Genomic DNA, 23,791 nt, shown 5'->3' on the forward strand with positions numbered 1-23,791 from the left:
AGGTACTGTTTTAGAGAATAATAATAAAGCGGAAGTCCCTTCATTGGCCATGCATCAAATTAACAGACAAGGTATTAGTTCATTGTCGAATACACAGCTCGAAGATGTGATTGCAGAAATTGAGCAAGCTATTGAGTGGCACCAGTCATGGTATAAAAACTTATTAAGGTGTCTAATTGCAGATACTCCCGCAAATGAACAAGACTTAGCAGATAATGCTCATAACTTTTGTCGCTTTGGGCAGTGGTTTAATAAGCTACCTGATCAGACTATAAAGCTTCACCCTCACTTTTCTGAAATCGCTTCTGCACATAAAAAAATGCATCAAGGAGCGAAAGTCTTGTTGTCGTTAAAAGAGTCTAAGACTGTTATTCCAGTAAACTTATTAGACCAATTTCATGCGGATTTAGATAGATTACGCGAGTTATTTGACTGCCTTATCGATGAGTTTACTGAAGTGCTTCACACACGCGACCCTTTAACGGGTGCATCAAATCGTACGAACTTATTAGAAAACCTGCAAAAAGAACACGAGCTGTGTAAGCGCAAATCACTAAGCTGCGCACTGATAATGATCGACCTTGATCACTTTAAGCAAGTAAATGATGAATTTGGTCATGCTGCGGGCGATAAGGTGTTAATAGCCCTCGTGAAATGCATTAAATCTCAGCTAAGAAAATACGATCAATTATATCGCTATGGTGGCGAAGAGTTTTTAGTCTGCTTACCACAAACAGAGCTTGATGATGCTAAGTCATTTTCTGAACGGCTAAGAGCTGGCGTTGAGGCTTTAAAAATCGACATTAGCAACGATAATCACATTAATGTTACAGGCTCATTTGGCGTAACGCTGATAAACGCCGATGATAATATTGAAACGGCAATCGAAAGGGCCGATGAAGCTATGTATCAAGCTAAAAAGTCAGGCCGCAATCGAGTGTGTGTGGCTTAAACTATTCTTTAACGGCGGTAAATGCTTTTATTAGGCCAGCTTGATAAAAAGAGTAAACGCCTGTAAAGCCTGATTCGGCAATGATGCTTTCGATGACTTGAGATTCTTTTAAAGCAACGTCATTTCCATAAGCTAGTTTTACTCTTTCAATTTGTTCAGGACTGACTGCGGCTGATGACATAACGCTTAACCAGTGACTAAGCAGCATTGGGTAAGTTTTGTCACTTTGATTAGCACTTAAGTCTGCGCTGACAAGTAACCCACCTGCTTTTAAACGTTTGTGAATATCTGCAAAAAATGCCACTCGTTTAGGTTCATCCACAATAAACTGCGATACTAACACGGCTGTCGCTGCATCAAAGGGCATCAAGTTTTTAAGTGAATCTACGTAACCATTATGAAACTGGCAGCGATGTGCCACCCCTGCTTGCGTTAAATTGTGTTTGCATACTTTGATCATTTCACTCGAGGGTTCGACTGCGGTGAAACTAAATGTGGGGAAGGCCTGTGCTAAATGCAAAATTTCATTTCCGGTGCCCGCTCCAACGCAAAGAATATGCGCATTGCTTGGTAGTTTGCTGAATAAAGGTGTCATCATAAAATACAAGGCCTGGCTATTGGGGGCCATGTTTTGCCATTGTGAATCATAATTAGCTGCTTGTTGATCAAATAAGGCGGTGACTTCGTGTTGTTGCATAGTAAAAACCTAGTAGGTAACTTTAAGTGTTACAGAAGTGGTTAGCTCACTTTATTTTAGGAAACTTTAAAAGTTACTTAATAGGGCATTCAAATGATATGGTGATGTATGCATACTCATTTGCTTAATTTTTAGGTTTTAACAATGAAAAAAGGTGCGCATTAAATAAGTGTCCTTTCTTGAACATCGCGTTTTTTAAAACTGCATCTTGTTCGAAGCCTAATCTTTGCAGAACCTTCATTGAGGCAGGATTATCTTCGCACACGTAAGCAAACACTCTGGCGATTTTCGTTTTAGAGAATACTGTTTCGAGTAGCATAGATGCAGCTTTTACAGTGATACCTTGCCGCCAGTACTCTTTTGCCAGCCAGTAACCTAGCTCACCTGAGCGATCAAATTCAAACTCGCCTGGGTGCACACTCACGCATCCAATAAGTTTATCGTTAAATATAACGGCTTTAATGAGCTGACTTTGACTACCTTCATTAATCCACCACTGAGCATCCTCGTAACTATAAGGAGAGGGGATTTTAGTTGATAGGTATTGTGTAACATCCATGTCGTTAAGAATTGCAACAAGTTGTTTTGCATCTGACTCTACGAAGTCTCGAAGTGTAATCACGCTCATCCTTTGGAGTTTTGTAAGTGTGTGTGCGAAGGCATTGGAGTATGCCTTTGCTTGTCTTTATCCGTATTTGGCTTCTAACTCATTTGCTGTGCGATAGCTCTCATAGGTGTTTAATCGCTCGAAATACCGCTCTATTTCTGCAAAATGAGACAGCATGCCAGACTCAGCGACTTTCTCTATGACGAATGACATCATAAAATCAGCGCCAGTAAGGTTGTCATCAACAAAGTACTTTCTACCTTTCAGATGTTGATTAACATAGCTGAGTATTTTGCCAATTTCATGGTCGGCATAATCAGCAATGAAGTTAGTTTTACAGCCATCTTTTGTAATAAATAGTTTTAATAAAAAAGGCACCATTGCTGAGCTTTCAGCAAAATGGAGCCATTGTTGATAATCAATGTAACTCTCACTTTGCTGGTTTGGCATAAACTTACCTTTGCCATACTGAGTTATTAGGTAGTCAGTTATCGCACCCGATTCAGTAATTACTTTACCGTTATCTTCAATCACAGGAGCTTTACCGAGAGGATGAATTTGTTTTAACTCATCAGGTGCTAAAAATGTCTCTTTATTACGTTGGTAGGCAATAATGTCGTAATCAACGCCAAGCTCTTCGAGCAGCCAAATAATACGCTTAGAGCGTGATTTGTTTAAATGGTGTAATTTAATCATTTGTTATCCTTAATAGTGGCGCAACATTATTTGTTGCGCCTAATTTTTTAAATTGGCTGCTGAACTTGCACCACGGTTTTACCAAAGTTTTCACCATTTAACATGGCGTTAAAAGCGTTAAGAGTATTTTCGAAATCAGTTTCAAGGTGCTCTTTGTATTTTATCTTGCCGTCGTTCAGCCATTGTTGCATATCTTGCGCAAATTCACCGTAACGATGGCTGTAATCATCAAAGATAATAAAGCCTTGTACTTTAATACGTTTTCTAAGAATTAAGCCCATCAACATAGATAGGCGATCAGGCCCTGGTGGTAACTCAGTTGCATTATATTGTGATACTAAACCACATAGTGGGATTCGTGCTTTTGTGTTAAGTAAAGGCAGTACTGCATCTAAAACATGACCACCGACGTTCTCGTAGTAAACATCAATACCTTGATCACAGGCGTCCTTAAGCTGTTCTTCAAAGTTATCGGCTTTATGATCTATGCATGCATCAAACCCTAAGTTCTCAATCGCATGCTTACATTTTTGTGAGCCTCCAGCGATACCAACGACTTTACAACCTTTTAATTTGGCTATCTGACCGACGGTTGCTCCCACCGGCCCTGTTGCTGCAGCTACAACCACTGTTTCGCCTGCTTTTGGTTCACCAATATCTAGTAGTCCCATATAAGCAGTAAACCCTGGCATACCTAAAATACCGAGTGCATAGGAAGGAGTATCTGGACTTTCTCCTAACTTCATCAGTCCTTCAGTATTACTTATCGCATACTCCTGCCAACCAGTATAGGCAAGTACCCATTCACCTACTTTATAATCAGGGTGCTCTGATTGCTCTACCTGACACACTGTCGCACCAACCATCACATCGCCAACTTCAACAGGGTCAGCATATGATTCTGCATCGCTCATACGGCCTCGCATATAAGGGTCAAGAGATAAATATATTGTTCTTAGTAAAACTTCACCTTGTTTAGGTGAGGCAAGAGTAGATGTTTTTAAAACGAGGTTATTCTCTGTTGCAGGGCCTGTTGGACGTGATTCAAGAATATACTGACGGTTTTTAATTTCAGTCATACTTATCTCCTATGATTTGTTTTAAATCCTGTTTAATAAATAGGTGCGGGCATGTAATTAGAAATCAATGGCGAAATTGTTACCGAGTAGAAAATGATAATTTCATTCAAACGACAATCCATTTTGCACGGTATAGTGTAAAGGTGTATGCTGGAAAAATATTCAAATGGCGAAACAAATTGATATGAAAGGTATTTCTCTTATAGCTTTTACGCTTGTTGCGGGTTTTATGGCAAGGGGTGCGCATGCTAATACAAGTGTTTTATCGGTTGATCCTATCACTCCAGGAAACGTATTTGCGTTTGAAAACGACGCAAGACGTTATCCAAAGCAAAGTGAGTTTAGTATTGTTCACAGTGTTTCGATGAGCAGTGAAAGCGGCCGACGATTAGCTGTGGTAACTGTTGAAAACAAAGCATCAGGATCGCGTATCTTACAAGCAGACCATATTATGGCTTTATTTGCCGATGGGCGTCGCTTACACCCGTTAGCTTTTGATGAAGGTATCAAGTTAGATGATGGTGAAAAGCGCTCACTGACTTTATCTTTTGGTGAAAATGAATACCCCATTTTAGCGGTATACACGAGTTTAGATGAGTAAAAGGCAGACCCATGAAATTACCTAAGCCACTGGCAGTGATATTACTTTTAAGCTCACCGTTAGGTTTTGCTATTGATAGCCAAGACTTTGTTAAAGATCACGTGTTCACGCAAGGCATTGAAGGGCCAACCATGTATAACGGTGCCCTCTACGCGGTGAACTATGCCCAGCAAGGAACGGTTGGCCGCGTAGATAACATGGGTAAAACATCGTTGTTTGTGCGGTTACCGAATGACAGCGTTGGTAATGGCTTACAGTTTGACTCACTAGGTAATTTATTTATTGCCGATTACGTTAACCACAATATTTTAAAAGTACCTGCTGGCAGCAATAAAGCAGAAGTGTTCGCCCATAATAGCAAGATGAATCAACCCAATGACATTGCTATCACCAAAAGTGGGGCGTTGTTTGCAAGTGACCCTAACTGGGCGAACGAAACGGGTCAGCTATGGCGTATTAATGCGGATGGCAGCACCCATTTACTCGAAAAAAACATGGGGACTACCAATGGAGTAGCGGTTAATAACGACAATACCAAGCTCTATGTGAACGAAAGTGTGCAACGAATCGTTTGGCAATACGACTTAGATGACAACTTAAACATTAGTAATAAAAAAGTTTTGATTAAATTTGCTGATCATGGCCTAGACGGCATGCGCGTTAATAATCAAGGGCATGTGTTTATTACTCGTTATGGCGCAGGGAAGGTACTTGAAGTCTCGCCTACCGGCAAGCTTTTAAATAGCTATCAATTAAAAGGCCAGCATCCAACGAATTTGGCTTTCAACGAAACTCAAAACAAAGTGTATGTCACCATGCAAAAGCGCGGGGCAATCGAAGTGATTGAGCTTTAGCCTTGCTTTGCTCGCGTAATAGCAGCGGTGATTGCCGCTTTTGCTTGCGGACTATTCTTCCAGCAATTTGAATGCAGCATCGACGCTACTCGCTCAGCAATAGTGTTGGCATCAAACCCAGCTAAGTCTTCAAACGATTCAATCCCAACTTCTTCGAACCGTTTTATAACCGTTGGCCCTACACCCTTGAGTGCTAAAAGCGCGCTGCGTTCTTGTTCGTTAAATGGCATGTTTTTGTTCCTTGTTCATTGCGTTTATAAACTGATGAGGGTCATCTAGCCCCAGGAACACAGTGTTAATATCACCCATAGGTTCATTGAGCTTAATTTTAATATTCGGGTAGCCAGAGTAGTTGTAACGTTTGATTGAACGAGCGCGTGCAATAAAGTCGGTATTTAAATCAATGGATTTGATATTTTTTAAAGCAATATTGTAAGCAGGATAGAGCCCATAGCGAATAATGAGTTGCGATTTACTAATAGAAACAGGGCGCTTTGCAACTGCTCGGTATTCTGCAATGAAGAATAAAAGGCTAAATATAGTTAAACCAGTGATTATGTTTGCTGCTGTTGATGACCACACAAAGTGTATGAAGAAGTGCATCATGGGCAGTTCTAATAAGATAATAAAAATAAAGCCAAGTAAGTTAGCTTGTGCACCGTCTTTATTATGATAACTAAAATGCTGTTCACCAGTGAAATAACTAGGTTTAATGTGTTTAGCGTAAAAAAAGAAAGCCCACATCCGTGTTTCGAAACATAAAAAGTTTGCAATAGCACTTTGTTTGAAAAGCTTGTTAATTGGCCGTTCGATAGCTATATCAGGATCTGTCTGCTGGCTTAAAGCGGATTTTATTGCCAGGTACACAGTAATGAGAGCACTTAGCTCTAAAATTACAATCAAAGCTAAAAGCCCGTAACGACCTTGCTCTAAGTAATTCATTAAAAATTTGTTTTGTTCGGGAATAATGTAACTCCCCACTAAAATAGCGAGTGAGCACATCATCAATGCTTTAAAAGCCGCTTCTTTCTTATTTTTAATTAATATTAAGCAAAGTACAGGTAATACTATCAGTGCATCAAGCAGGTATAACCATTCAAAATTTGCTTTGCCAAAGTCATTTAGTGGATGCTTTCCCTGATAATAAATGCCCCAAAAAAGACTAATACTGATTAGGAAAATAAATGGAATTTTTGACTTTATTGATTTGAGCATAACACCTTCCTTGCAGTTTTACTGCTTATATCTTAAACAACAATCTATGCGCTGTCCCTTTTTATTCTGGATATATTCGTACTTTCTAAAATAAAAAAGCGCACCGGGCAGGGTGCGCTTGAGGGGATCAATCCTGTGTAGCTAAAACAGTAGGATTAATTAGAAGCTTGGGACATATCTCAGTGAAACACCGACTGAACGGCCAATCACACTGTAATCACTCACGGTGTTAAAGTGGTTTGCGCCTACCTCAGGTGTTGGTGGTTCACGATCTAATAAGTTATCGACACCAAAGTTAACAGCAAGTTCCTCGTTAACTTGCCATGCAGCAGCAAAATCTAAGTAATTTTGTGCTGAGATTGTTTCTGAACGGTCTACAGCATACTCTACTTCACCTATTCTGCGCCAGCCAAGTTGGAAGTTCATGTTATCTAACTGCCAATCAATGCTTGCGCGATGTTTGTAGTCAGCTTGTAAAATGCTCGCAAAGTCACCCGAACAGGCGCTGCCGTAAGTTCCCTTACAGTCAACTTCAGGCACTGTGCTGTTGTTTTGACGGGTTTGTTTAGTAACAAAGTTACCTTGGTACGAGAATCTAAAACGACCACCCATTTGCTCTGGTGCATCAATCACATAATTTGCTGCAACGTCGATACCTTCTTGCTCAATGGCGGCTAAGTTAAAGTCATTAACGATGGCTGTGCTAATAAACCCCGTGTTTGGATCGCGAAGTACCGCACCACACAATGGGTTGTTCGGATTCGGGTCATCAACATAACAGCTTTGTAGTGCAGCACCTGGCTGAATTTGGCTTACCGCATCTGTAACACGAATACTGTAGTAATCGAGTGATAAATCAAAGCCTTCTAAGTAGCCAGGTGTGTAAACAATGCCTAAGGTGTCTGATTCGGCTTGTTCAGGTTTAATATTCGGGTTACCACCATAGGTGTACTCTGCGGTACTTGAATCAAACTCGGTGCCAACAGGCGGCGCACCAAACGCAGCACATTGAGCCGCATCACCGGTGCCCAGTAAACATGGATCGCCGTTATAACGCCCTGCTAGTCGTGGCACAAACTGGTCGCTATTTTGGTCAAATAACGATAACGAGAGCGCTGTAATTGGGCTGGCAAACTCACCTAAGTTAGGTGCTCTAAACGCGGTTAAGCGGTTGGCGCGAATACGAATGTCGCTGTTTATTGCCCAGTTGATACCTAGTTTGTAAGTGTCTTCTGCTTCGGTATTTGAGTAATCAGAAATACGGTAGGCACCTTCAAAGCTAAGCTCTTCAGCAAACGGTTTATCAACTAAGATAGGCACTAAAATTTCAGCATAAAACTCTTCAGAGCTAAAGCTTGCATCCATATCAAATGCGCTAATAGACGCAAAGCTGGTGCCGTTTCTAAATGCATCGCCCGGTGTTTGTTTACCGGTTTCTTTACGGTATTCGTAACCGATTGCAAAATCGATAGCGCCGGCTGGTAATTCAAATAAGAACCCAGAATCACCCGATAGTGTTGCTGAGATGACACTTTGAGTACGGTCGCGAGTGGTATAAAGCAGCGGATCGCTAAAGTCGCTGAAATCAAGGTTGGGATCAAAAATATCTACTGAATTTGCAAGGGCAGAAAAACGACTATTACCACTGTTATCAATACGGTATGCGTTGTTATATATGGTGGCTACTTCGTCCGTTTTGCCGTACTGACCATATACGTCATAACGTAAGTAGTCAGTAATATCACCTTTTAGACCCAACTGAAATTGCATTGAATCACGTACCGCTTCGGTGTGTTGCACGCCTAAACCTAGGTTACGTTCAACATTAACAAGGGCATTGCCTTCGCTATCAAACGTAAGTTGGTCACGTAGTTCATCAGGAATATACGCATTGTCTTGCGTGAGGGTCACTTGCTCGTTTACAAAAATCGGTGTTTGACCACTGGCACCCGCACCATTTACGGTCACTTTAGAATACATTGCGCGGCCATAGGCAATGGCACTGTCGCTTACATCAACGTCAAATAATAAGCCCGCAGAAAAACGGTCCATCGGTTGAGTTAAATAACGGTCAGCTGTGAAATCAGTTGTTTGACGCTCACTTGTTACAGCACCAGAATCAGCAATACCGATGCTGTTGCCAGAGGCAACGTCAGTATAATAACCACCGCTGTTGATCATTGCCGTTGAGTTTTCAAGCGCATAGTTACGCTCGCCGGCTAATAGCTCTTTTCGTTCGGTGTAACCAATATAGCCTGTTACATGGCCGCGACCATCTGCGATATCACCACCAAAAATTGCTTCAAAGTTAAGCTTTTCGTTACCGCCGTCAGCACTTTCGTAACTGGTTGAGAATTCAGCGCCAGTAAAATCATCGTCTAAAACAAAGTTAACAACACCAGCTACCGCATCGGCACCGTAAACCGCTGCTGCACCACCTGTTAATACATCAACGCGTTTTATTAACCCGGCTGGAATAGTATTTACATCAACCGAGTTACGAAAACTAAATGGTACCGCGCGAGTGCCGTCAATAAGAACCAATGTGCGGTTTTGACCAAGGCCGCGTAAATCAATCGTTGATGAGCCAAATGAGTCACCGACTGTGGCGCCGGTGCTGTTGGCACCCGCCGCAGCTTGTGGCAGTTTCGCGGTAATATCTTCAACGTTCACTGCACGGTCTAGGTGAATTTGTGCTTCATCAACGCTCACTACAGGACTACTTGAGACCAGCTCAGTACGTTGAATACGTGAACCTGTTACGGTGATCACTTCAGGTTTTTTTGCTTCAGTGCTTTGCTCTGCGTGTGCATAACTAATTACTGAACTTACAGCGAGAGCTAAAGGTGATAGCAGCAATAGCGAGCGATGCCCTGTTGATGTATTTGCTTTCATGATGATTCCCTTGCGTTTTATCATTTAAATCAACGCAGGTTGGTGTCTGACCTAGACCATTTAGTTAATTTAATGAGTCATACTTTTTGTTATGATGCTTGTGTGCTCTCCTTTTGGGGAGCTCACCGGTACAGTTTTAAAGCAATTTAAAAGTCTTTGCAATAATTATTCTTTAAATCTATTATTTTAAAATATAAACTATTCCAAGTCGTTAACCCGCTTATTTACATCTAATAAGCTGATTTTAAGTGATTTATTTATGCATCAACATATTGAAAAACTGTATTTAAGCGCAAAAAAAGAAAAAAAATTAATAATTGGTCTAATGAGTGGCACCTCATTAGATGGCCTTGATATTGCGCTATGCGAAGTATCAGGGCAAGGCATGGATACTCATGTCGAAGTCGTAAAATTTACGACGGTCGACTACGACGATGATTATAAAACGCGTGTAAAGCGAGTGTTCGCCAAACGCGAATGTGACCTTGAAGAAGTCACTTTACTCAATCCTTGGATTGGTCAATTACATGGTGAAATGGTTGCCAAAACGTTAGCCAGCTGGGGAGTAGCAAAAGAACTTGTTGATGTGATTGCCAGTCACGGACAAACTATTTATCACTGCCCTAAAAACCAACACAAGCGTGCAGAATATGGTAATGCAACACTACAAATTGGTGATAGCGATCATTTAGCCGTGACTGCAGGTATTACAACCATAGCTGATTTTAGACAAAAGCACATTGCAGCGGGTGGCGAAGGTGCACCGCTTGCGGTATATGGTGACTACTTGTATTTCACAAGTACCAGCGAAAACCGCATATTGCTTAATATGGGCGGCATTGCAAACTTAACCTATTTACCTAAATCGGCAGATGCACGAGCGGTTTTTAGCTCTGATATTGGCCCCGGCAATACCATTATGGATGCTTATGTGCAGCGTTATTTTGCACCACTTCATTATGATAAAGATGCCGCTATTGCAACAAAAGGCGCGGTAAGTGAAGATTTGCTCGCAGCGCTGTGTGATGATGCATTTTTTGCTTTAGGGTTTCCAAAAACCACCGGGCCAGAAGTGTTTAATCTAGACTATTTAGCTGCAGCACAAGCACGCTCGAATACGCAGAACTTATCGCACTTTGATGTGATGGCAACCTTAGTGCAGTTTTCAGGAGCAATGATTGCTAAAGCAATTAACCAATGCAGCGAAGGTTTGACCGATGTGGCTGTATACGCCAGTGGTGGTGGGGTCCATAACCCATTATTAATGGACATTATTTTGGCTAATTGCCCAGCGCTTTCAGAGATAAAAAATACCGATTCGTTGGGGATTAATCCAGATGCAAAAGAAGCTGTGTTATTTGCTATTTTAGCGAACGAATGTCTGTCGGGTGGGCAACAACGCTTTGGTAATACCGAGCAAGGGATCCCCGATATTACCATGGGTAAAATTAGCTTTGCTGACTAGGCCCTAGAAAAAGGCTAAAAAGCTTGCGCCAATATTACTAATGTAATGGCGTAAGCCCTGGTTTTTAGCTTGCTCAGAAGTTAATAGCTCTGGTGATGTGCTAGCTGCAATGCTGACATCAAACTGGGCGCTGTCTTTAAGTGTTGCATGCAAGCCGTGTAGCATTAATTGCAATACAAATTCACCACTGTGAGTAACGTTTTCTAAGGTAAGCATTATAACGTGCTGTTCTAGATCGTGTTGCGTTAAAGTGTGTGCAGTAAAATACGCCGATTCGCGCGCATCAGGGCGGGTTGCACTGATAGAGATCACATCGCCTTCATGGGCATCATCTGGTAGCACACAACAAAACACAACACGCTTTTGCTCATTAGCCGCAAAATGCAATTGTTCGTATTCCATAGTATGCGCAAGTGCAGCACATAAAGGGTCTTCACTAGAGGGGAGTGCAAACGAAAGTTGCACCAAGGCACTGTCCATTACTTCTTCATTACGTTAGGTGATTAAATTAGCGTCAATTATTGATCAGTTAAATGACAGAATTATGACTATTGTCATATTGCGGATTATTTATTTCAGAAACAGAGGAAAGTTGAATATTTGATTCGTTTGGTCGGATATTTGAACTAGCTAGTTTGTATAATCTCACCAATAAAAGTATTAAAAAAGGTGTGCTGCAGCACACCTTTTAATTTAGTTATTTACTTCAAAACATATTCAATTTTATGTAATTGACCAGTAAAAGCGAATGGTGCTTTATCGTAGTAGCTTCGGGTAACTGTTGAGCCAAGATCCTGACCAACATCAAGCGTTTCAGTGGCTGAATAGCGAACCGGAGGCACTTTATCCACTTTGCCAGAGGCAACCTTTTTACCGTTTACTATCAGTGTCGCTTGGCCGCCGTTAGGTGCTTTTCCTTGTTGGGTATATTCAAGGGTAAGCGTGACCTCGCCAGTAGGTAAAGCTTGTTCAGATTTAACAACATAGTGGTGCTCGTTAAAGAAATTCATCACGTAAACAGGTTTACTGTCTTCAACATATAAGCTGTAGCCAGCGCTTGAACCTCCTACAGCAACTAATACACCTTCTACACCTTGCTTTGGTACATTAAACGTTGCCGTAATAGAATGCGAACGGCCATAAACAGCAGGTGCGCTCCCTTCAGGGATACGATTAGTACCAGCTAAATAAGTAAACTGAGTTTTTCCTTTGGTTACACTGGGGCGTTCAGGATTAGTTCCACGTTCAACAAAGCGGTCATCTAATGGGTAAACATTAAATTTTTTCGCTTCTTGATCAAAAATTGAAATTAAAGTTCTTAATTTATCTGGGTATTTAGCAGATAAGTCAACAGCTTCAGAAAAGTCTTCTTCAATATTGTAAAGCTCCCATTTATCATTATCGAAACCAACAGAACCATTCAAAGCCCATGGTACTCCATGAAACGAAGCAGCCACCCAACCGTCATGATAAATAGCACGATGACCACCGGTTTCAAAATACTGAGTCGTACGTTTGCCTTTAGCATCTTTATCGTTCAGCGAGTACAGCATGCTCACACCAGCCATCGGCGTTTGCTCTACACCGTTAACAACTTTAGGCTCAGGAATGTGGGCTGCATCAAGTATGGTTGGTGCTATATCAATCACGTGATGAAACTGTGAGCGCAAGCCACCATGCTCTTTAATATATTTAGGCCATGACACAACAAGCCCATTTCGGGTGCCACCAAAATGTGAAGGGACACGTTTCATCCACTGGAATGGTGCTGAGCCTGCCCATGCCCAGCCAACAGGAAAGTGGTTCTCGTGCAGCGGGCCACCTAGCTCATCTATTTTAGCTAGTTGCCCTTTGATTGTGTCGGCAATGCCATTTTGCGTCATCATATTGTTAAGTGTGCCAGTGACGCTGCCTTCAGCACTTGGGCCATTATCACCAGCGATAAAAACAATCATGGTGTTATCAGCATCAGGTAACTGCGAAACCGCATCCAGTAATCGACCAACATGATAATCTGTGTGCGCAGTAAAGCCTGCGAACACCTCTTGGTGACGGCTAAATAGCTTTTTCTCGTCAGCAGAAAGAGAGTCCCATGCTTTTATTTCTTTAGGTCGTTCTGTAAGTTTAGTATTCTGTGGGGCTATACCAAGCGACTTTTGCCGAGCTAATGTTTCTTCGCGAACTTTATCCCAACCCTGATCAAATTGACCTTTAAACTTGTCGTTCCACTCTTGTGGTGCATGAAGCGGGGCGTGTGTTGCGCCTGTTGCAAAATACATAAAGAACGGCTTTTCGCTATCGATAGATTCTTGTTGCCCCATCCATTTGATTGCGTCATCAACCAAGTCTTCGGTTAAATGATAACCTTGCTCAGGCTTTTTAGGTGGTTCAACCGGTGTGGTGTTTCTGAATAATTGCGGTTCCCATTGGCTAGTTTCACCTCCCTGAAAGCCATAAAAATATTCAAAACCTAGGCCTGTCGGCCAATGGTCAAATGGACCAATTGGGCTGGTTTCCCAGTCTGGAGTGTTGTGCCATTTACCCCAAGCCGCTGTGTTATAACCATTTTCTTTTAGAATCTGGGCAATACTCGCAGTTTCATCAGGCCAAACACTATGATAGCCAGGGTAGCCTGTTGAAAGCTCAGTAATTGTTCCCATGGCAACTTGATGGTGGTTTCTACCAGTAAGAAGAGCTGCGCGTGTTGGCGAACAAATAGCTGTGGTATGAAAGCGGTTAAACTTTAAACCTTCATTGGCTAGTTTATCGATTGATGGGGTTGGAATTGGGCCGCCAAAAGTACTTGGGTGACCAAACCCAAAATCATCTAATAAAATAACCACAACATTAGGTGCACCTTTTGGTGCTTTTATTGGTTGTGGATAATCTTGTTTAGAGTTTTCAAACGTTTTGCCAATCTTTCCTTGAAACTCTGGTGCGGCTATTGGTAAAACACTTCTATCTATTTCAGATGCGTTCACTTGGCTAAACCCAGAAAGCAATAGCAATGAAATAATACTACCTACTCGTTTTAAACGATTCATCCCTTTCTCCATGGTAATAATTACCGACATGTTGGTATGTAATAGTGAGTATTTAGTCACTAACTTAGTAACTATAGTCCAAGGTAATTGTTTAAATAAAGTACGTTTTGTGTTTTTAAAGGTTGTTTTTAGTGGTAATTCTTTTTGATTAATCCATTAAGGTTGGTTCTTTGGATTTGAGCTTAATAACGGTTTTTAAATTTAATTTGAATCTATTAAAGTTAAGAAAAGACAGTATTTCTGCCGCCTCTTTTTGCTTCATAAAGGTGTAAGTCGACTCTTTTGGCTGCCTGTTCTGGCGTTTCGTTTGGTGCAATTTCAATAACACCTAAGCTTATCGTTGCGCTTATATCCTCGGCTTTTGTTGTAAGGCCTTGAAAAACTTTGTTTATTTCGTTTTCTACTTCAGTAGCAGCAAGCTGAGAAGAGAATAATAGAAAGCAAAAAATCCTAAACATTTTAAATGTTACTCCGTCAGGAATTATTATCCATAATATTAATTTTGCAGATGTTCTGGTTAGCATTCATAGTGAATGTAGCAGGTTTGTTTTGGTCAAATAGCATAAGGCTGAACTTCATTGAACAGCCTTGTGGAAAGTTGTTAAAGTTAAGAGTTTGGTTCAAGCACTTTACTGTCATCCACTAATTTAGTTGTTTGTAAGTTCGCAGCCGCTTGCCTTTCGCTATATCGGTCTACGAGCCAGTCCAGTTTGTCTCTGGTTAGTAAAGTAAATTTAATTAACTCTTCCATCACATCGACAATGCGCATTCTAAACGACGACTCTTTCATATTGCCAGCCTCGTCAAACTCTTGCCAAGCTTTTGCGACTGATGACTGATTTGGTATCGTTAACATACGCATCCAGCGACCAAGAATGCGCATGTTATTTACAGCATTAAAGCTTTGCGAACCGCCAGATACCTGCATTACGGCTAGCGTCTTACCTTGTGTTGGTCTAACAGCACCATCAGTGAGTGGGATCCAATCTATTTGATTCTTGAGCACAGCTGACATATTGCCGTGAATTTCAGGTGAGCACCAAACCTGTGCTTCGGACCATTTCACAAGCTCTCGCAGCTCTTGTACTTTTTGATTGTTTACTGACTCTCCATTATCAAATAATGGTAATCCATCTGGGTTAAATATTTTAACTTGAGCACCTAAGTGTTCAAGTATTCTTGCGGCTTCTTCACTAGCAAAACGGCTAAACGACGTTTCTCGTAAAGACCCGTATAAAATTAAAACTCGAGGTTTGCTTGTGCTTGCATTATCGAAAGTCGGGGTTACGTCAAACTTTGCATCATTTAAGTATTTCATTACATCTCCTGAATGATTGAGGCTTACCTAGTAAGACGTAATGTTTTTCAAAAAGACGAAGTGTTAGCAGAACTTTTTTTGTTTGGGGTGGTAATCAACTAAGTTGCCGTACTTATCGATTTCAAAGTCACAACAACAATCGAATAATGCCTTCAATTTTGATCGACTTTTTTGCAGCCTTGATTTGTAGGTTGAGTAACTGATGTTTAACTTCAAAGCTTCCTCTTTTTGAGAGTATCCTTCGAGATCTATTTTTCTAATTAGATCCGCTTCTTCTTCGGGCATAGCTTGTAAAAAAGGTTCAATGCACTTTATGAGTTCAGCTTTTACGGTTTTGTTTTCTTGTTGCGAAATAATATCATCAAGCTCTATTTCTACATGCTTATTTTGACGCCTATAAAAGTCAACAATAACATGGTGTGCTATTTGAAATAACCAAGCCTTTAAACTTCGCTGATCTTGTAAGTGATGAATATTAAGATGTGTTTTTAACAGAATATCTTGTAAAAGTTCTTCAACATCAGCAGGGTTCGATATTTTGGTGGTTAAAAAAGCACGTAAACTATTTTTGTATTCAAGCCAGATTTGTTCGATGGACATAATAGTATCGTTGTTGGGATTTAATCGTTAGTTTATCAAAAATAGTACAGAGCCTGCATGTGGCAGGCTCATTTTAATTACTATACCAAATAAGATTAGAGTCCGAGTCCTATATCCGTATTTGGGTATTTTTTCATTGTGGCTATGTGTGCTTTCATAAACTTAGTCGCTTGAGGCATGCCCCATTCAAAATATTGGTGCCCTGTGCTTGCCATTTCTTTAGGGTCCATATTTAAATTGAAAACCCAAGGCGCCGTTCCGATATCTAATAAGAATGATGCATCAATGTTGCGTCTTGGCACTGCAGTATTGAACACTTTAAAATGAATTTTGTAGTCTAACCAGCGAAGTGCTGTGAAATCTTCACGGCTCCACATATACACAACTTGACGTCGTGATTTGCCATTATCAGCTAGTAAGAAAGCTGTTTGATCTATGCCATCGAAATACATATTACTCGGAAGCTCATCAATAACACCACCTAATCGTAAAGAAGTCATGTAGATATCGGTGAGGTCCATTAAGCCATTATTGACCTGCCCAGCAGATATCATGCCTTTCCAGTAAGCAATGCCGGGAATTCTAACTCCTCCTTCCCATGTTGTTCCTTTACCACCACGCCACGGCGAATAGCCACTATCTGGCCAAGTATCTTCATTAGGGCCATTATCTGAAGTGAAAATAATCAGTGTATTTTCTAGCTGCCCTTTTTCTTTTAATAGAGCAACAAGTTCACCTGTAATATCATCAACTTCGACCATAGCATCGCGAACGGGCATTGCAGCTGGGCTTGCGCCTTTGTATTTTGGAGCTGGGTAGTTGTCGTTATGGATCTTTGAAAAAGAATGAATTAAATAAAATGGTTTCCCTTCATCAACAGCTTGGTTTATAAATTTTACAGACTCATCTCGCAATACCTGATCAATCATTGAGATATCTTCAATACTATTAATTGGATACGCAACTTCACGCTTACCACCTTTGCGGCCTTTTATCAGGCCTTCAGGACGCAGCTGAGAAGCTTTAGTGTAAAGCTCTTTGTTCGTCATCATGTCGGCATATTGGCGCTCTACCAAAAATTGGGTGTAATCTGATTGAACTGATGGGAGGCCATAGAAATAATCAAAACCTACCTCATGAGGAAGCATTCCCTCAGCTTCACCAACATGCCATTTACCGATTAGCGCCGTTTTATAGCCCACTTTAGATAATAGCTTACCTTGAGATACTTCTTTCTCCCACGGATTTTGTGTCACTTTATCGCCAGTTAGAATAGGGCGAACTAAGCCACTTCTTACGGGTAATCTACCAGTTGTCAGTGCAGCTCGAGAAGATGTGCAAGTTGGTTGTGAATACATTGATGTGAGGCGAAGCCCTTCGTTTGCCAGTTTATCTATATTAGGAGTGGGAGCACCTATCGCTGCACCGCCACCATACACTCCAGGGTCACCCCAGCCTAAATCATCTACTAGTAAAACAAGAACATTTGGCTTTCTGCCTTGCTTAGCTTCGAGATTCTTTAGCTTTGAGACCGCAACTTTCTCTTGTTCAGGGCGAGGAATGGCTGGCTCCATATTTGGCTTTTCAACGATTGCATCATTGAATACATTTTTTTCTGCAACCACAGAAAATGATGCGATTAACAGACTGAGAACTAAAAACCTTTTCATACTTTACTCCTTGTTAAGGGGGATGAATTCACTCATATATATTAACTATTTGATATAAATCTAGTTATTCTGAATTTTTAGTCTTTATTAAGAATATCAGCTGTTGGAAATATGGCCAGTTTTATTGTGCTAGTTTTGCGAGGAGATGAACTTAATGGCGAGTTTATTAATTCTAGAATGAAATATGAGTTCATGTTTTTTTATTATTACTAAAGGTATGGCGCTGCTATAAGTTTTATCTCAAAAATATGATTTTTGTGCCTTAAATGGTATTGTCCTCAGTGTAAATTTAATTAAAAGGAATTACTTTTTTATGCTAAATAAGATGCTTCTTAGTGGTGCTTTTCTATTTTCTGTTACTGCAATGGCTGACATGCCAGCCTACTTTAATAATGAGATAGATCAAGAGTATCGCGCGGTTTTAAAGCACATGGATGAAATGATGCCGCAAACCGATTTAGAGCTTGCTTACTTACCCTCTTTTTACCCGTTTAGCATCTTTGATATTCATGCCACAAAATTGAAAAATGACAAAGATAAGCAAGCGTTTACTAACTTTAATTTAGGCGTGCTTGGTAGTCAGTTTTTAAATGTAGAACCGCAGGTTGGAACAAAACTTCCTAATTTAGTTATTTGTAAAAAAGATAAGTGTACGGAACAAAGGCTAAAGCAAATTAGCTCATTTTTAGCTGTATCGGAGGAGCAAATCTTAGCTTTTAAAAATAACATTAGCTTGAACCTTGTACAATTAACTGCGCCGAATGTTTATCGTATTAACAATACTTTTTACTCCCCAACTCAATTATTAAGCTATACACCATCAAAGTATGCGGGTTTTGTCCCATCTGCCGATTATAAAATTCTATCACCTGATACAGCCTCTAGTTTGATGGAGCTATCAGCTTATTCTCAAAAGCTCAGAGATTTAATGATTAAACATAAAGTTGCAGCTGTCACAAAAGATAAGAATGACAGCGTAAATGTAATTTTTGGCGGCCTTAGCGATAATCATTGGGGGGTGGTACTTTTAGACAAAAGTAATATACCTAGGAAAGGTGATAGAAATGCAATTGGCCTTGAGTATGACGTAATAAAACCACTCTCTGAGACAAGCTTTTATTATCAAACAAATTAAGTCTATTTTTATCAAAAAGTGTATAAATCAATAGAGTGAATTATGAGCTCATTTAAAAAATATAGATTAAAGAACTCTCGGTTTGGGTTGAAAAGTTTTGGTTTAATAGCACTATTTGTATCTTTAACAGGGTATGCCACCGAGCAGCAAATACAGCAGCAAGTTGATGCGTTTATTCAAAGCCAATATAAAGATCATTTTCCAGAGTTAGTCTCTGATGATGAAGTTGGCCGGTTAAAGCGTTTTTATGAGCATATTGATGGCAGAGTCTCTATATTTTGGACTTATCAATCAGGCAATGTTTGGTTAGAGAAGCTGACTCTTATTAAGGTTCAAAATGACGGTTATAACGAGTTGTCGTCTATTTCTTTTAACGGAGTTGTAGAAAGTACAAATAAGGTAGGCGAAGAGCTTGTCATACAATTACGTACATATGATGAAAATGATCCTCGTTGCTGCCCCAGCAAGAAAACCACGTTACGCTACCGTATTTATAATGGTGAGCTAATTGAGTTATAGCCTGATAATTTGTCACCAGGCTATAAATCAAGAATTAGCAAATATGATATTCACCACGTGGTTTGTTGCTGAACATAAAGGCCTGTAACTCAGATTTGAGTACTTCGATAATATCAGTTGTAAAGGGCGTTCTGATTTCGCCAGAGTCTAAATATCTAAGCAGATCAGTTTCATGCTTGAGTGCCGATTGAATAGAGTAGCTAATAGGATAAGTCACTTTAAACTGTTTGCGCGATATCACGTTATCGTGGTTTTCAATATCAACATAAAAAGTTAACTGTTCGTCTTCTTCGCAAATATCACTGCAGGTGCCTTGTTCGCGAATACAATCTAAGACAATATTTCTGATGAAAATATCAAATTCGTTCATATTAATCCTTTAATCTTTGCCCTTCCATTGGGTACAAATAAAATTAGCAAAAAGTAATTAATTTAGCCAATCCAATTTTGCATCTTTTGGATTAACTCTTTCTGAATGGGTTGATTTAATAGTATTAGGGGGTGGGCAGTAGTTAGTTGATAGAGGATAGGATGCGCGATACACGTTTCACGCCTACGTTGTAGCATCGGCTTTATGCTGTGGCATTGATAAATTTTTACGAGAAACGAGAAACGAGAAACGAGAAACGAGAAACGAGAAATGAGAAACGAGGGGTGATGGGTGAGGTAAAACGCGATGTGAAATCGCTGCTACACAAGCAGGTTCAGACTAAATTTAAAATCTGACGGGCTAAAGCCCGACCTACCATGTAGGTCGCTATTTATGGCGACAAGGCTCGAGGGAGATGCGCACCTCGCCTCTCGAACCTCGCACCTCGCAACTTTCCTCTTTCCCCTAGTTACTCGCTAACTACCTCTAGAACCTAGCCCCTAGCCCCTAAAACCTCGCCTCTTACAATCTCTGCGCCTTTACTCAATGCACTGAGTTTGGCGCTTGCTATGTGGCGAGGGAGGGGAGCCATACCGCAGTTTGTGCATGGGTAAAGCTTGTAGGCATCAACGTATTTCAGAGCTTCGCGTAATGTGTGTGCGACCTCTTCAGGGGTTTCAATTTCATTGCTCGCTACATCAATGGCGCCAACCATCACTTTTTTTCCACGTATGAGTGCTAATAGCTCAATGGGCACGCGAGAGTTGTGGCACTCAAGTGAAATAATATCGATATTCGATTTTTGAAGTTTTGGGAATACTTTTTCATATTGACGCCATTCATTGCCCAGTGTTTGTTTCCAATCAGTGTTGGCTTTGATGCCATAGCCGTAGCATATGTGCACAGCAGTTTCGCACTCTAAGCCTTCGATTGCTCTTTCGAGGCACTTAATGCCCCAGTCATTAACATCATCGAAAAACACATTAAACGCAGGCTCATCAAATTGAATAATATCAACACCTGCAGCTTCGAGCTCTTTCGCTTCTTGATTGAGGATTTTGGCAAATTCCCACGCTAGTTGTTCACGGCTTTCATAGTGGGCGTCATACAAGGTGTCAATCATGGTCATTGGCCCTGGCAACGCCCACTTTATAGGTTGCTTGGTTTGCGAACGTAAAAACTTGGCGTCTTCAACAAACACGGGTTTGCTGCGTGACACCGGGCCAATCACACTTGGTACACTGGCTTCGTAGCGATTTCGAATGGTCACTGTTTTACGGTTCTCAAAATCAACGCCATTTAAGTGTTCGATAAAGGTCGTTACAAAGTGCTGGCGGGTTTGCTCGCCGTCGCTCACGATATCAACACCAGCTTGTTGCTGCTCTTGTAAGGCAACACGCAGCGCGTCTTGTTTGCCGTCGATAAGTTCTGCACCTTGCAATTTCCAAGGTGACCATAAGGTTTCAGGCTCAGCAAGCCAAGCTGGTTTTGGTAAACTGCCTGCTGTTGATGTAGGTAATAACTTTTTCATTTTTAATCTCATTAAATTGCGTAGTTGGCAGACCATTTTTCAAGTACTGACTGATAAGGCTTAATAAAGTGTTGCTCTGTAAATTTACCTTGTGCAATCGCTAGTTGACTGCGCTCTTCACGGTCGTAAACAATTTGCGTAATAGAGTGATCGGCGTTTCTTAAATTGGGTTGATAGCAACTACCCGCCACGGCATTGGCGTTATAAATTTCTGGACGGTAGATTTTTTGGAATGTTTCCATAGTGCTAATCGTGCTGATCAACTCTAAGTTGGTGTAATCGTTCAGCAAGTCACCAAAGAAATAAAACGCCAGCGGAGCAACTGTGTTTGGTGGCATAAAATAGCGCACCTGCAAGCCCATTTTTTTAAAGTATTGCTCGGTTAATGACGACTCATTTGGTTGGTACTCAGCACCTAAAATTGGGTGTTGGTTTTCTGTGCGATGGTACGTTTTGTTATCAGACACGCTTAAACAAATAACCGGTGGTTTTTTAAAGTGCTGTTTGTAAGTCTCTGAGTCAATGAAGTATTTAAAGAGTTTACCGTGTAAGTCACCAAAGTTTTCGGGGATGCTAAATTCGCTTTTCGCTTTGTTATGATCAAGCAGCAGTACGCTAAAATCATAATCGCGCACGTAAGATGAAAAGTTATTACCAACAATACCTTCGATACGTTCATTAGTTTGGTGATCAATGATATTAGTTTTTAGTACTTCAATTGACGGGAATGCCTCTGTGCTTTGTGCAATTTCTAGATCAACAGAGATGATCTCAAGCTCAACGGAGTAGCGGTCGCCTTGCGGGTTATCCCAGTTTGCTAGCGCATTAAAGCGACTATCAATCATTTTTAATGCATTACGTAAATTTTGTTGGCGACTTTCACCGCGAGCTAGGTTCGCAAAGTTTGTGGTAAGTCGTGTGCTATTTGACGGATGATAATTTTCGTCGAGGCAAATACTTTTAATTGTAAATCTGAAATCGTTGTTCATGGCAATGTATCCAAAAGTCCTGAGATAAATGATTGCTGCTCACCTTCCTTAAATCGCTAGGTCATTAACCTTAGGTTGCTCTGCAGCGTAAAATACCCAAACCACCTCAAGATGCGAGTTTCAGTTGGAATTAAAAGCGATTTAGACAAGGCATTGGTTGCAAGTAATAGTGGTTCTATTGTTAAAATCAATAACGCAGTATAAATCGCTTTTAAAACAACCCTTTGGGCGCTTCACAGGCACTCACTCTCATCGTTGTTACTTCTTAAAAGGGACTGCCATTCTTGCAAAGTAACGCCTTGATATTAAGCACCTGTGAAACGCTGAATTCTGCATCTTGAGGTGGCTTGGGTATCTATTTATACGTGCTCAGTATCATGAAGAAAAACGTTTTAATTTCAGGTAAAACATGAGACAGATTCATGCATATTTGCTGTTTTAGTAAAATATTTAGGAACGCAGAGTGAAAAAATGCTTTAAAGTTATTTCGGACGTCTAGGTCTCTAAATTTGCATGTTGAAGTTGCAGTAATTTCATATAAAACGTGAGTAATATTCACTAGTTAACAGGACTTTTGAGAGCAACCCCGTACTTTATTGTTGTTATACTCGGTTTCACAAATCAACAACACAGACAAATACAATGAATGAATTAATCGTGCTTATTATCGCTTGCGCCATACTTGGTAGCGGGGTTGGCTTTTTAGCTGGGCTGTTAGGAATTGGTGGAGGCCTAGTGATCGTGCCTATATTAAGCATGATCTTGCTGTATTTTCAGGTGTTACCCGCAGAGCAAGTGGTGCTGGTGGCGATTGCTACATCGCTCGCCTCAATTCTTTTTACTTCAACGTCATCAGCTATCGCTCACCACAAAAATGGTAATGTGCCTTGGCAATTGGCTCCGTGGGTAATGACAGGGGTTGCACTAGGCGCACTTATCAGTGGCTTTTTGGCTTCGCTATTACCCGCAAATGTGGTGCGAATTGTATTCGCTGTGAGTGTGGTGCTTATTGCATTAAAAATGATTTTCAGCAGTAAAAACGACAGCCAAACATCACGAACGCTACCTAATAAAGGCCTTTTGACACTTTATACAACCATCACAGGGGGTCTATCTGCCATGATAGGTATTGGCGGTGGTGCGGTACTTGTGCCGCTACTGACGTTTTTCTCGGTTGATATGAAAAAAGCCATTGGCTGTGCTTCGGCGTGCGGTATTGTCATTGCGCTATTTGGCTCTGTGGGTTACATCAGCTCAGGCAGTCAGTACTTTACATTAAAAGAGGGCTTTGCTGGATTTGTTTATTTGCCTGCCTTGTTTGGTATTGTTTGTACTTCGTGGTTTACCGCACCATTAGGTGCAAAAGCAACGCATCATTTACCCGTCTCTACTATTAAAAAAATATTTGCTGGGCTGTTGGTTATTATGGCTGTGAATATGCTTACAAAATAGTGTTAACTTATTAATTCGACAACGCAAAAGCGGTTTGTTAATGTCAGTTAAGTAGTAATTAGGCTGCTTAACTGCGCGCTTATTTTGGCTTTAGGCGCTAAT

23 protein-coding genes are annotated in these 23,791 nt (G+C 40.7%); 7 read left to right on the plus strand and 16 right to left on the minus strand.

Translation table 11 applies throughout. The features are described 5' to 3' along the window. The first annotated feature begins 49 nt into the window (after positions 1–49). On the plus strand, positions 50–952 hold the full coding sequence (locus IMPJCBKJ_RS01465; RefSeq protein WP_166338343.1) for a diguanylate cyclase: 903 nt from the start codon (positions 50–52) through the stop codon (positions 950–952). A gap of 1 nt (position 953) precedes the next feature. Here IMPJCBKJ_RS01465 and IMPJCBKJ_RS01470 read toward each other — a convergent pair whose 3' ends face one another. The 4 genes from IMPJCBKJ_RS01470 to IMPJCBKJ_RS01485 all read right to left on the minus strand — a co-directional run bounded on the left by IMPJCBKJ_RS01470 (position 954) and on the right by IMPJCBKJ_RS01485 (position 4,031). Beyond that, on the minus strand, positions 954–1,649 hold the full coding sequence (locus IMPJCBKJ_RS01470) for a class I SAM-dependent methyltransferase (protein ID WP_166338345.1): 696 nt from the start codon (positions 1,647–1,649) through the stop codon (positions 954–956). A gap of 124 nt (positions 1,650–1,773) precedes the next feature. Further along, on the minus strand, positions 1,774–2,277 hold the full coding sequence (locus IMPJCBKJ_RS01475; protein WP_138599379.1) for a GNAT family N-acetyltransferase: 504 nt from the start codon (positions 2,275–2,277) through the stop codon (positions 1,774–1,776). Between the two features lie 57 nt (positions 2,278–2,334). Then, entirely contained in the window at positions 2,335–2,952 is a 618-nt protein-coding gene (locus tag IMPJCBKJ_RS01480) for a glutathione S-transferase (protein WP_054553468.1), read from the minus strand. Between the two features lie 47 nt (positions 2,953–2,999). Next, positions 3,000–4,031, minus strand: a complete 1,032-nt coding sequence (locus IMPJCBKJ_RS01485) for an NADP-dependent oxidoreductase (protein ID WP_166338347.1) — start codon at positions 4,029–4,031, stop codon at positions 3,000–3,002. A gap of 166 nt (positions 4,032–4,197) precedes the next feature. Between IMPJCBKJ_RS01485 and IMPJCBKJ_RS01490 the strand changes: the two genes are divergently transcribed. Both IMPJCBKJ_RS01490 and IMPJCBKJ_RS01495 read left to right on the plus strand, forming a co-directional pair. After that, positions 4,198–4,632, plus strand: coding sequence for a hypothetical protein (locus IMPJCBKJ_RS01490; protein ID WP_166338349.1), 435 nt, complete (start codon positions 4,198–4,200; stop codon positions 4,630–4,632). 11 nt (positions 4,633–4,643) lie between these two features. Beyond that, positions 4,644–5,486 (plus strand): SMP-30/gluconolactonase/LRE family protein, encoded by an 843-nt coding sequence (locus IMPJCBKJ_RS01495; RefSeq protein WP_166338351.1) that lies wholly within the window; start codon positions 4,644–4,646, stop codon positions 5,484–5,486. Here the strand turns inward: IMPJCBKJ_RS01495 and IMPJCBKJ_RS01500 are convergent. The 3 genes from IMPJCBKJ_RS01500 to IMPJCBKJ_RS01510 form a co-directional block, all read right to left on the minus strand. Continuing rightward, positions 5,483–5,716: a helix-hairpin-helix domain-containing protein gene (locus tag IMPJCBKJ_RS01500; protein WP_054553472.1), complete on the minus strand. Its 234-nt coding sequence runs from the start codon at positions 5,714–5,716 to the stop codon at positions 5,483–5,485. The two genes, IMPJCBKJ_RS01495 and IMPJCBKJ_RS01500, sit on opposite strands and share 4 nt — an antisense overlap. After that, positions 5,706–6,701, minus strand: coding sequence for a hypothetical protein (locus IMPJCBKJ_RS01505; RefSeq protein WP_054553473.1), 996 nt, complete (start codon positions 6,699–6,701; stop codon positions 5,706–5,708). Before IMPJCBKJ_RS01505 ends, IMPJCBKJ_RS01500 begins: the two co-directional genes overlap by 11 nt. 159 nt (positions 6,702–6,860) lie before the next feature. Further along, the gene (locus IMPJCBKJ_RS01510; RefSeq protein ID WP_166338353.1) at positions 6,861–9,596 is read right to left on the minus strand and encodes a TonB-dependent receptor; all 2,736 of its coding nucleotides are present in this window, start codon (positions 9,594–9,596) and stop codon (positions 6,861–6,863) included. Between the two features lie 259 nt (positions 9,597–9,855). Here IMPJCBKJ_RS01510 and IMPJCBKJ_RS01515 point away from each other — a divergent pair, with 259 nt between their 5' ends. Then, on the plus strand, positions 9,856–11,061 hold the full coding sequence (locus tag IMPJCBKJ_RS01515) for an anhydro-N-acetylmuramic acid kinase (protein ID WP_166338354.1): 1,206 nt from the start codon (positions 9,856–9,858) through the stop codon (positions 11,059–11,061). A 3-nt stretch (positions 11,062–11,064) separates the two neighbouring features. On the opposite strand, the gene IMPJCBKJ_RS01520 is transcribed toward IMPJCBKJ_RS01515, so the two are convergent. From IMPJCBKJ_RS01520 to IMPJCBKJ_RS01545, 6 genes are all read right to left on the minus strand, one after another. Further along, entirely contained in the window at positions 11,065–11,541 is a 477-nt protein-coding gene (locus IMPJCBKJ_RS01520) for a hypothetical protein (RefSeq protein WP_054553476.1), read from the minus strand. 221 nt (positions 11,542–11,762) lie between these two features. Further along, positions 11,763–14,105 (minus strand): arylsulfatase, encoded by a 2,343-nt coding sequence (locus IMPJCBKJ_RS01525; protein ID WP_166338356.1) that lies wholly within the window; start codon positions 14,103–14,105, stop codon positions 11,763–11,765. A 221-nt stretch (positions 14,106–14,326) separates the two neighbouring features. Continuing rightward, positions 14,327–14,563 carry a diguanylate cyclase gene (locus IMPJCBKJ_RS01530; protein WP_206004041.1) on the minus strand — a complete coding sequence of 79 codons (237 nt, stop codon included), beginning with the start codon at positions 14,561–14,563 and terminating at the stop codon, positions 14,327–14,329. Between the two features lie 149 nt (positions 14,564–14,712). Further along, on the minus strand, positions 14,713–15,423 hold the full coding sequence (gene arsH, locus IMPJCBKJ_RS01535; protein WP_054553483.1) for an arsenical resistance protein ArsH: 711 nt from the start codon (positions 15,421–15,423) through the stop codon (positions 14,713–14,715). 63 nt (positions 15,424–15,486) lie between these two features. After that, complete coding sequence (gene sigZ, locus IMPJCBKJ_RS01540) at positions 15,487–16,023, minus strand: RNA polymerase sigma factor SigZ (RefSeq protein ID WP_054553484.1); 537 nt, start codon at positions 16,021–16,023, stop codon at positions 15,487–15,489. Positions 16,024–16,118: 95 nt separating this feature from the next. Continuing rightward, positions 16,119–17,693, minus strand: coding sequence for an arylsulfatase (locus IMPJCBKJ_RS01545; RefSeq protein ID WP_166338360.1), 1,575 nt, complete (start codon positions 17,691–17,693; stop codon positions 16,119–16,121). Between the two features lie 313 nt (positions 17,694–18,006). Here IMPJCBKJ_RS01545 and IMPJCBKJ_RS01550 point away from each other — a divergent pair, with 313 nt between their 5' ends. Both IMPJCBKJ_RS01550 and IMPJCBKJ_RS01555 read left to right on the plus strand, forming a co-directional pair. Next, positions 18,007–18,828, plus strand: a complete 822-nt coding sequence (locus IMPJCBKJ_RS01550; protein ID WP_228482476.1) for a hypothetical protein — start codon at positions 18,007–18,009, stop codon at positions 18,826–18,828. A 42-nt stretch (positions 18,829–18,870) separates the two neighbouring features. Continuing rightward, entirely contained in the window at positions 18,871–19,347 is a 477-nt protein-coding gene (locus IMPJCBKJ_RS01555) for a hypothetical protein (RefSeq protein ID WP_138599332.1), read from the plus strand. A gap of 34 nt (positions 19,348–19,381) precedes the next feature. Here the strand turns inward: IMPJCBKJ_RS01555 and IMPJCBKJ_RS01560 are convergent, their stop codons facing one another. The 3 genes from IMPJCBKJ_RS01560 to IMPJCBKJ_RS01570 all read right to left on the minus strand — a co-directional run bounded on the left by IMPJCBKJ_RS01560 (position 19,382) and on the right by IMPJCBKJ_RS01570 (position 22,237). After that, entirely contained in the window at positions 19,382–19,717 is a 336-nt protein-coding gene (locus tag IMPJCBKJ_RS01560; RefSeq protein WP_054553487.1) for a hypothetical protein, read from the minus strand. Positions 19,718–20,210: 493 nt separating this feature from the next. Next, on the minus strand, positions 20,211–21,248 hold the full coding sequence (locus IMPJCBKJ_RS01565; RefSeq protein ID WP_166338362.1) for a methionine synthase: 1,038 nt from the start codon (positions 21,246–21,248) through the stop codon (positions 20,211–20,213). A gap of 11 nt (positions 21,249–21,259) precedes the next feature. Continuing rightward, positions 21,260–22,237: a DUF1852 domain-containing protein gene (locus IMPJCBKJ_RS01570; RefSeq protein ID WP_166338364.1), complete on the minus strand. Its 978-nt coding sequence runs from the start codon at positions 22,235–22,237 to the stop codon at positions 21,260–21,262. A gap of 642 nt (positions 22,238–22,879) precedes the next feature. On the opposite strand from IMPJCBKJ_RS01570, the gene IMPJCBKJ_RS01575 reads away from it, so the two are divergent. Then, on the plus strand, positions 22,880–23,689 hold the full coding sequence (locus IMPJCBKJ_RS01575; protein WP_138602302.1) for a sulfite exporter TauE/SafE family protein: 810 nt from the start codon (positions 22,880–22,882) through the stop codon (positions 23,687–23,689). The last annotated feature ends 102 nt before the right edge of the window (positions 23,690–23,791 follow it).

This window comes from Pseudoalteromonas sp. MB47 (assembly GCF_011319765.1).
In the GTDB taxonomy this organism is placed as follows: Bacteria; Pseudomonadota; Gammaproteobacteria; order Enterobacterales; family Alteromonadaceae; genus Pseudoalteromonas; species Pseudoalteromonas simplex.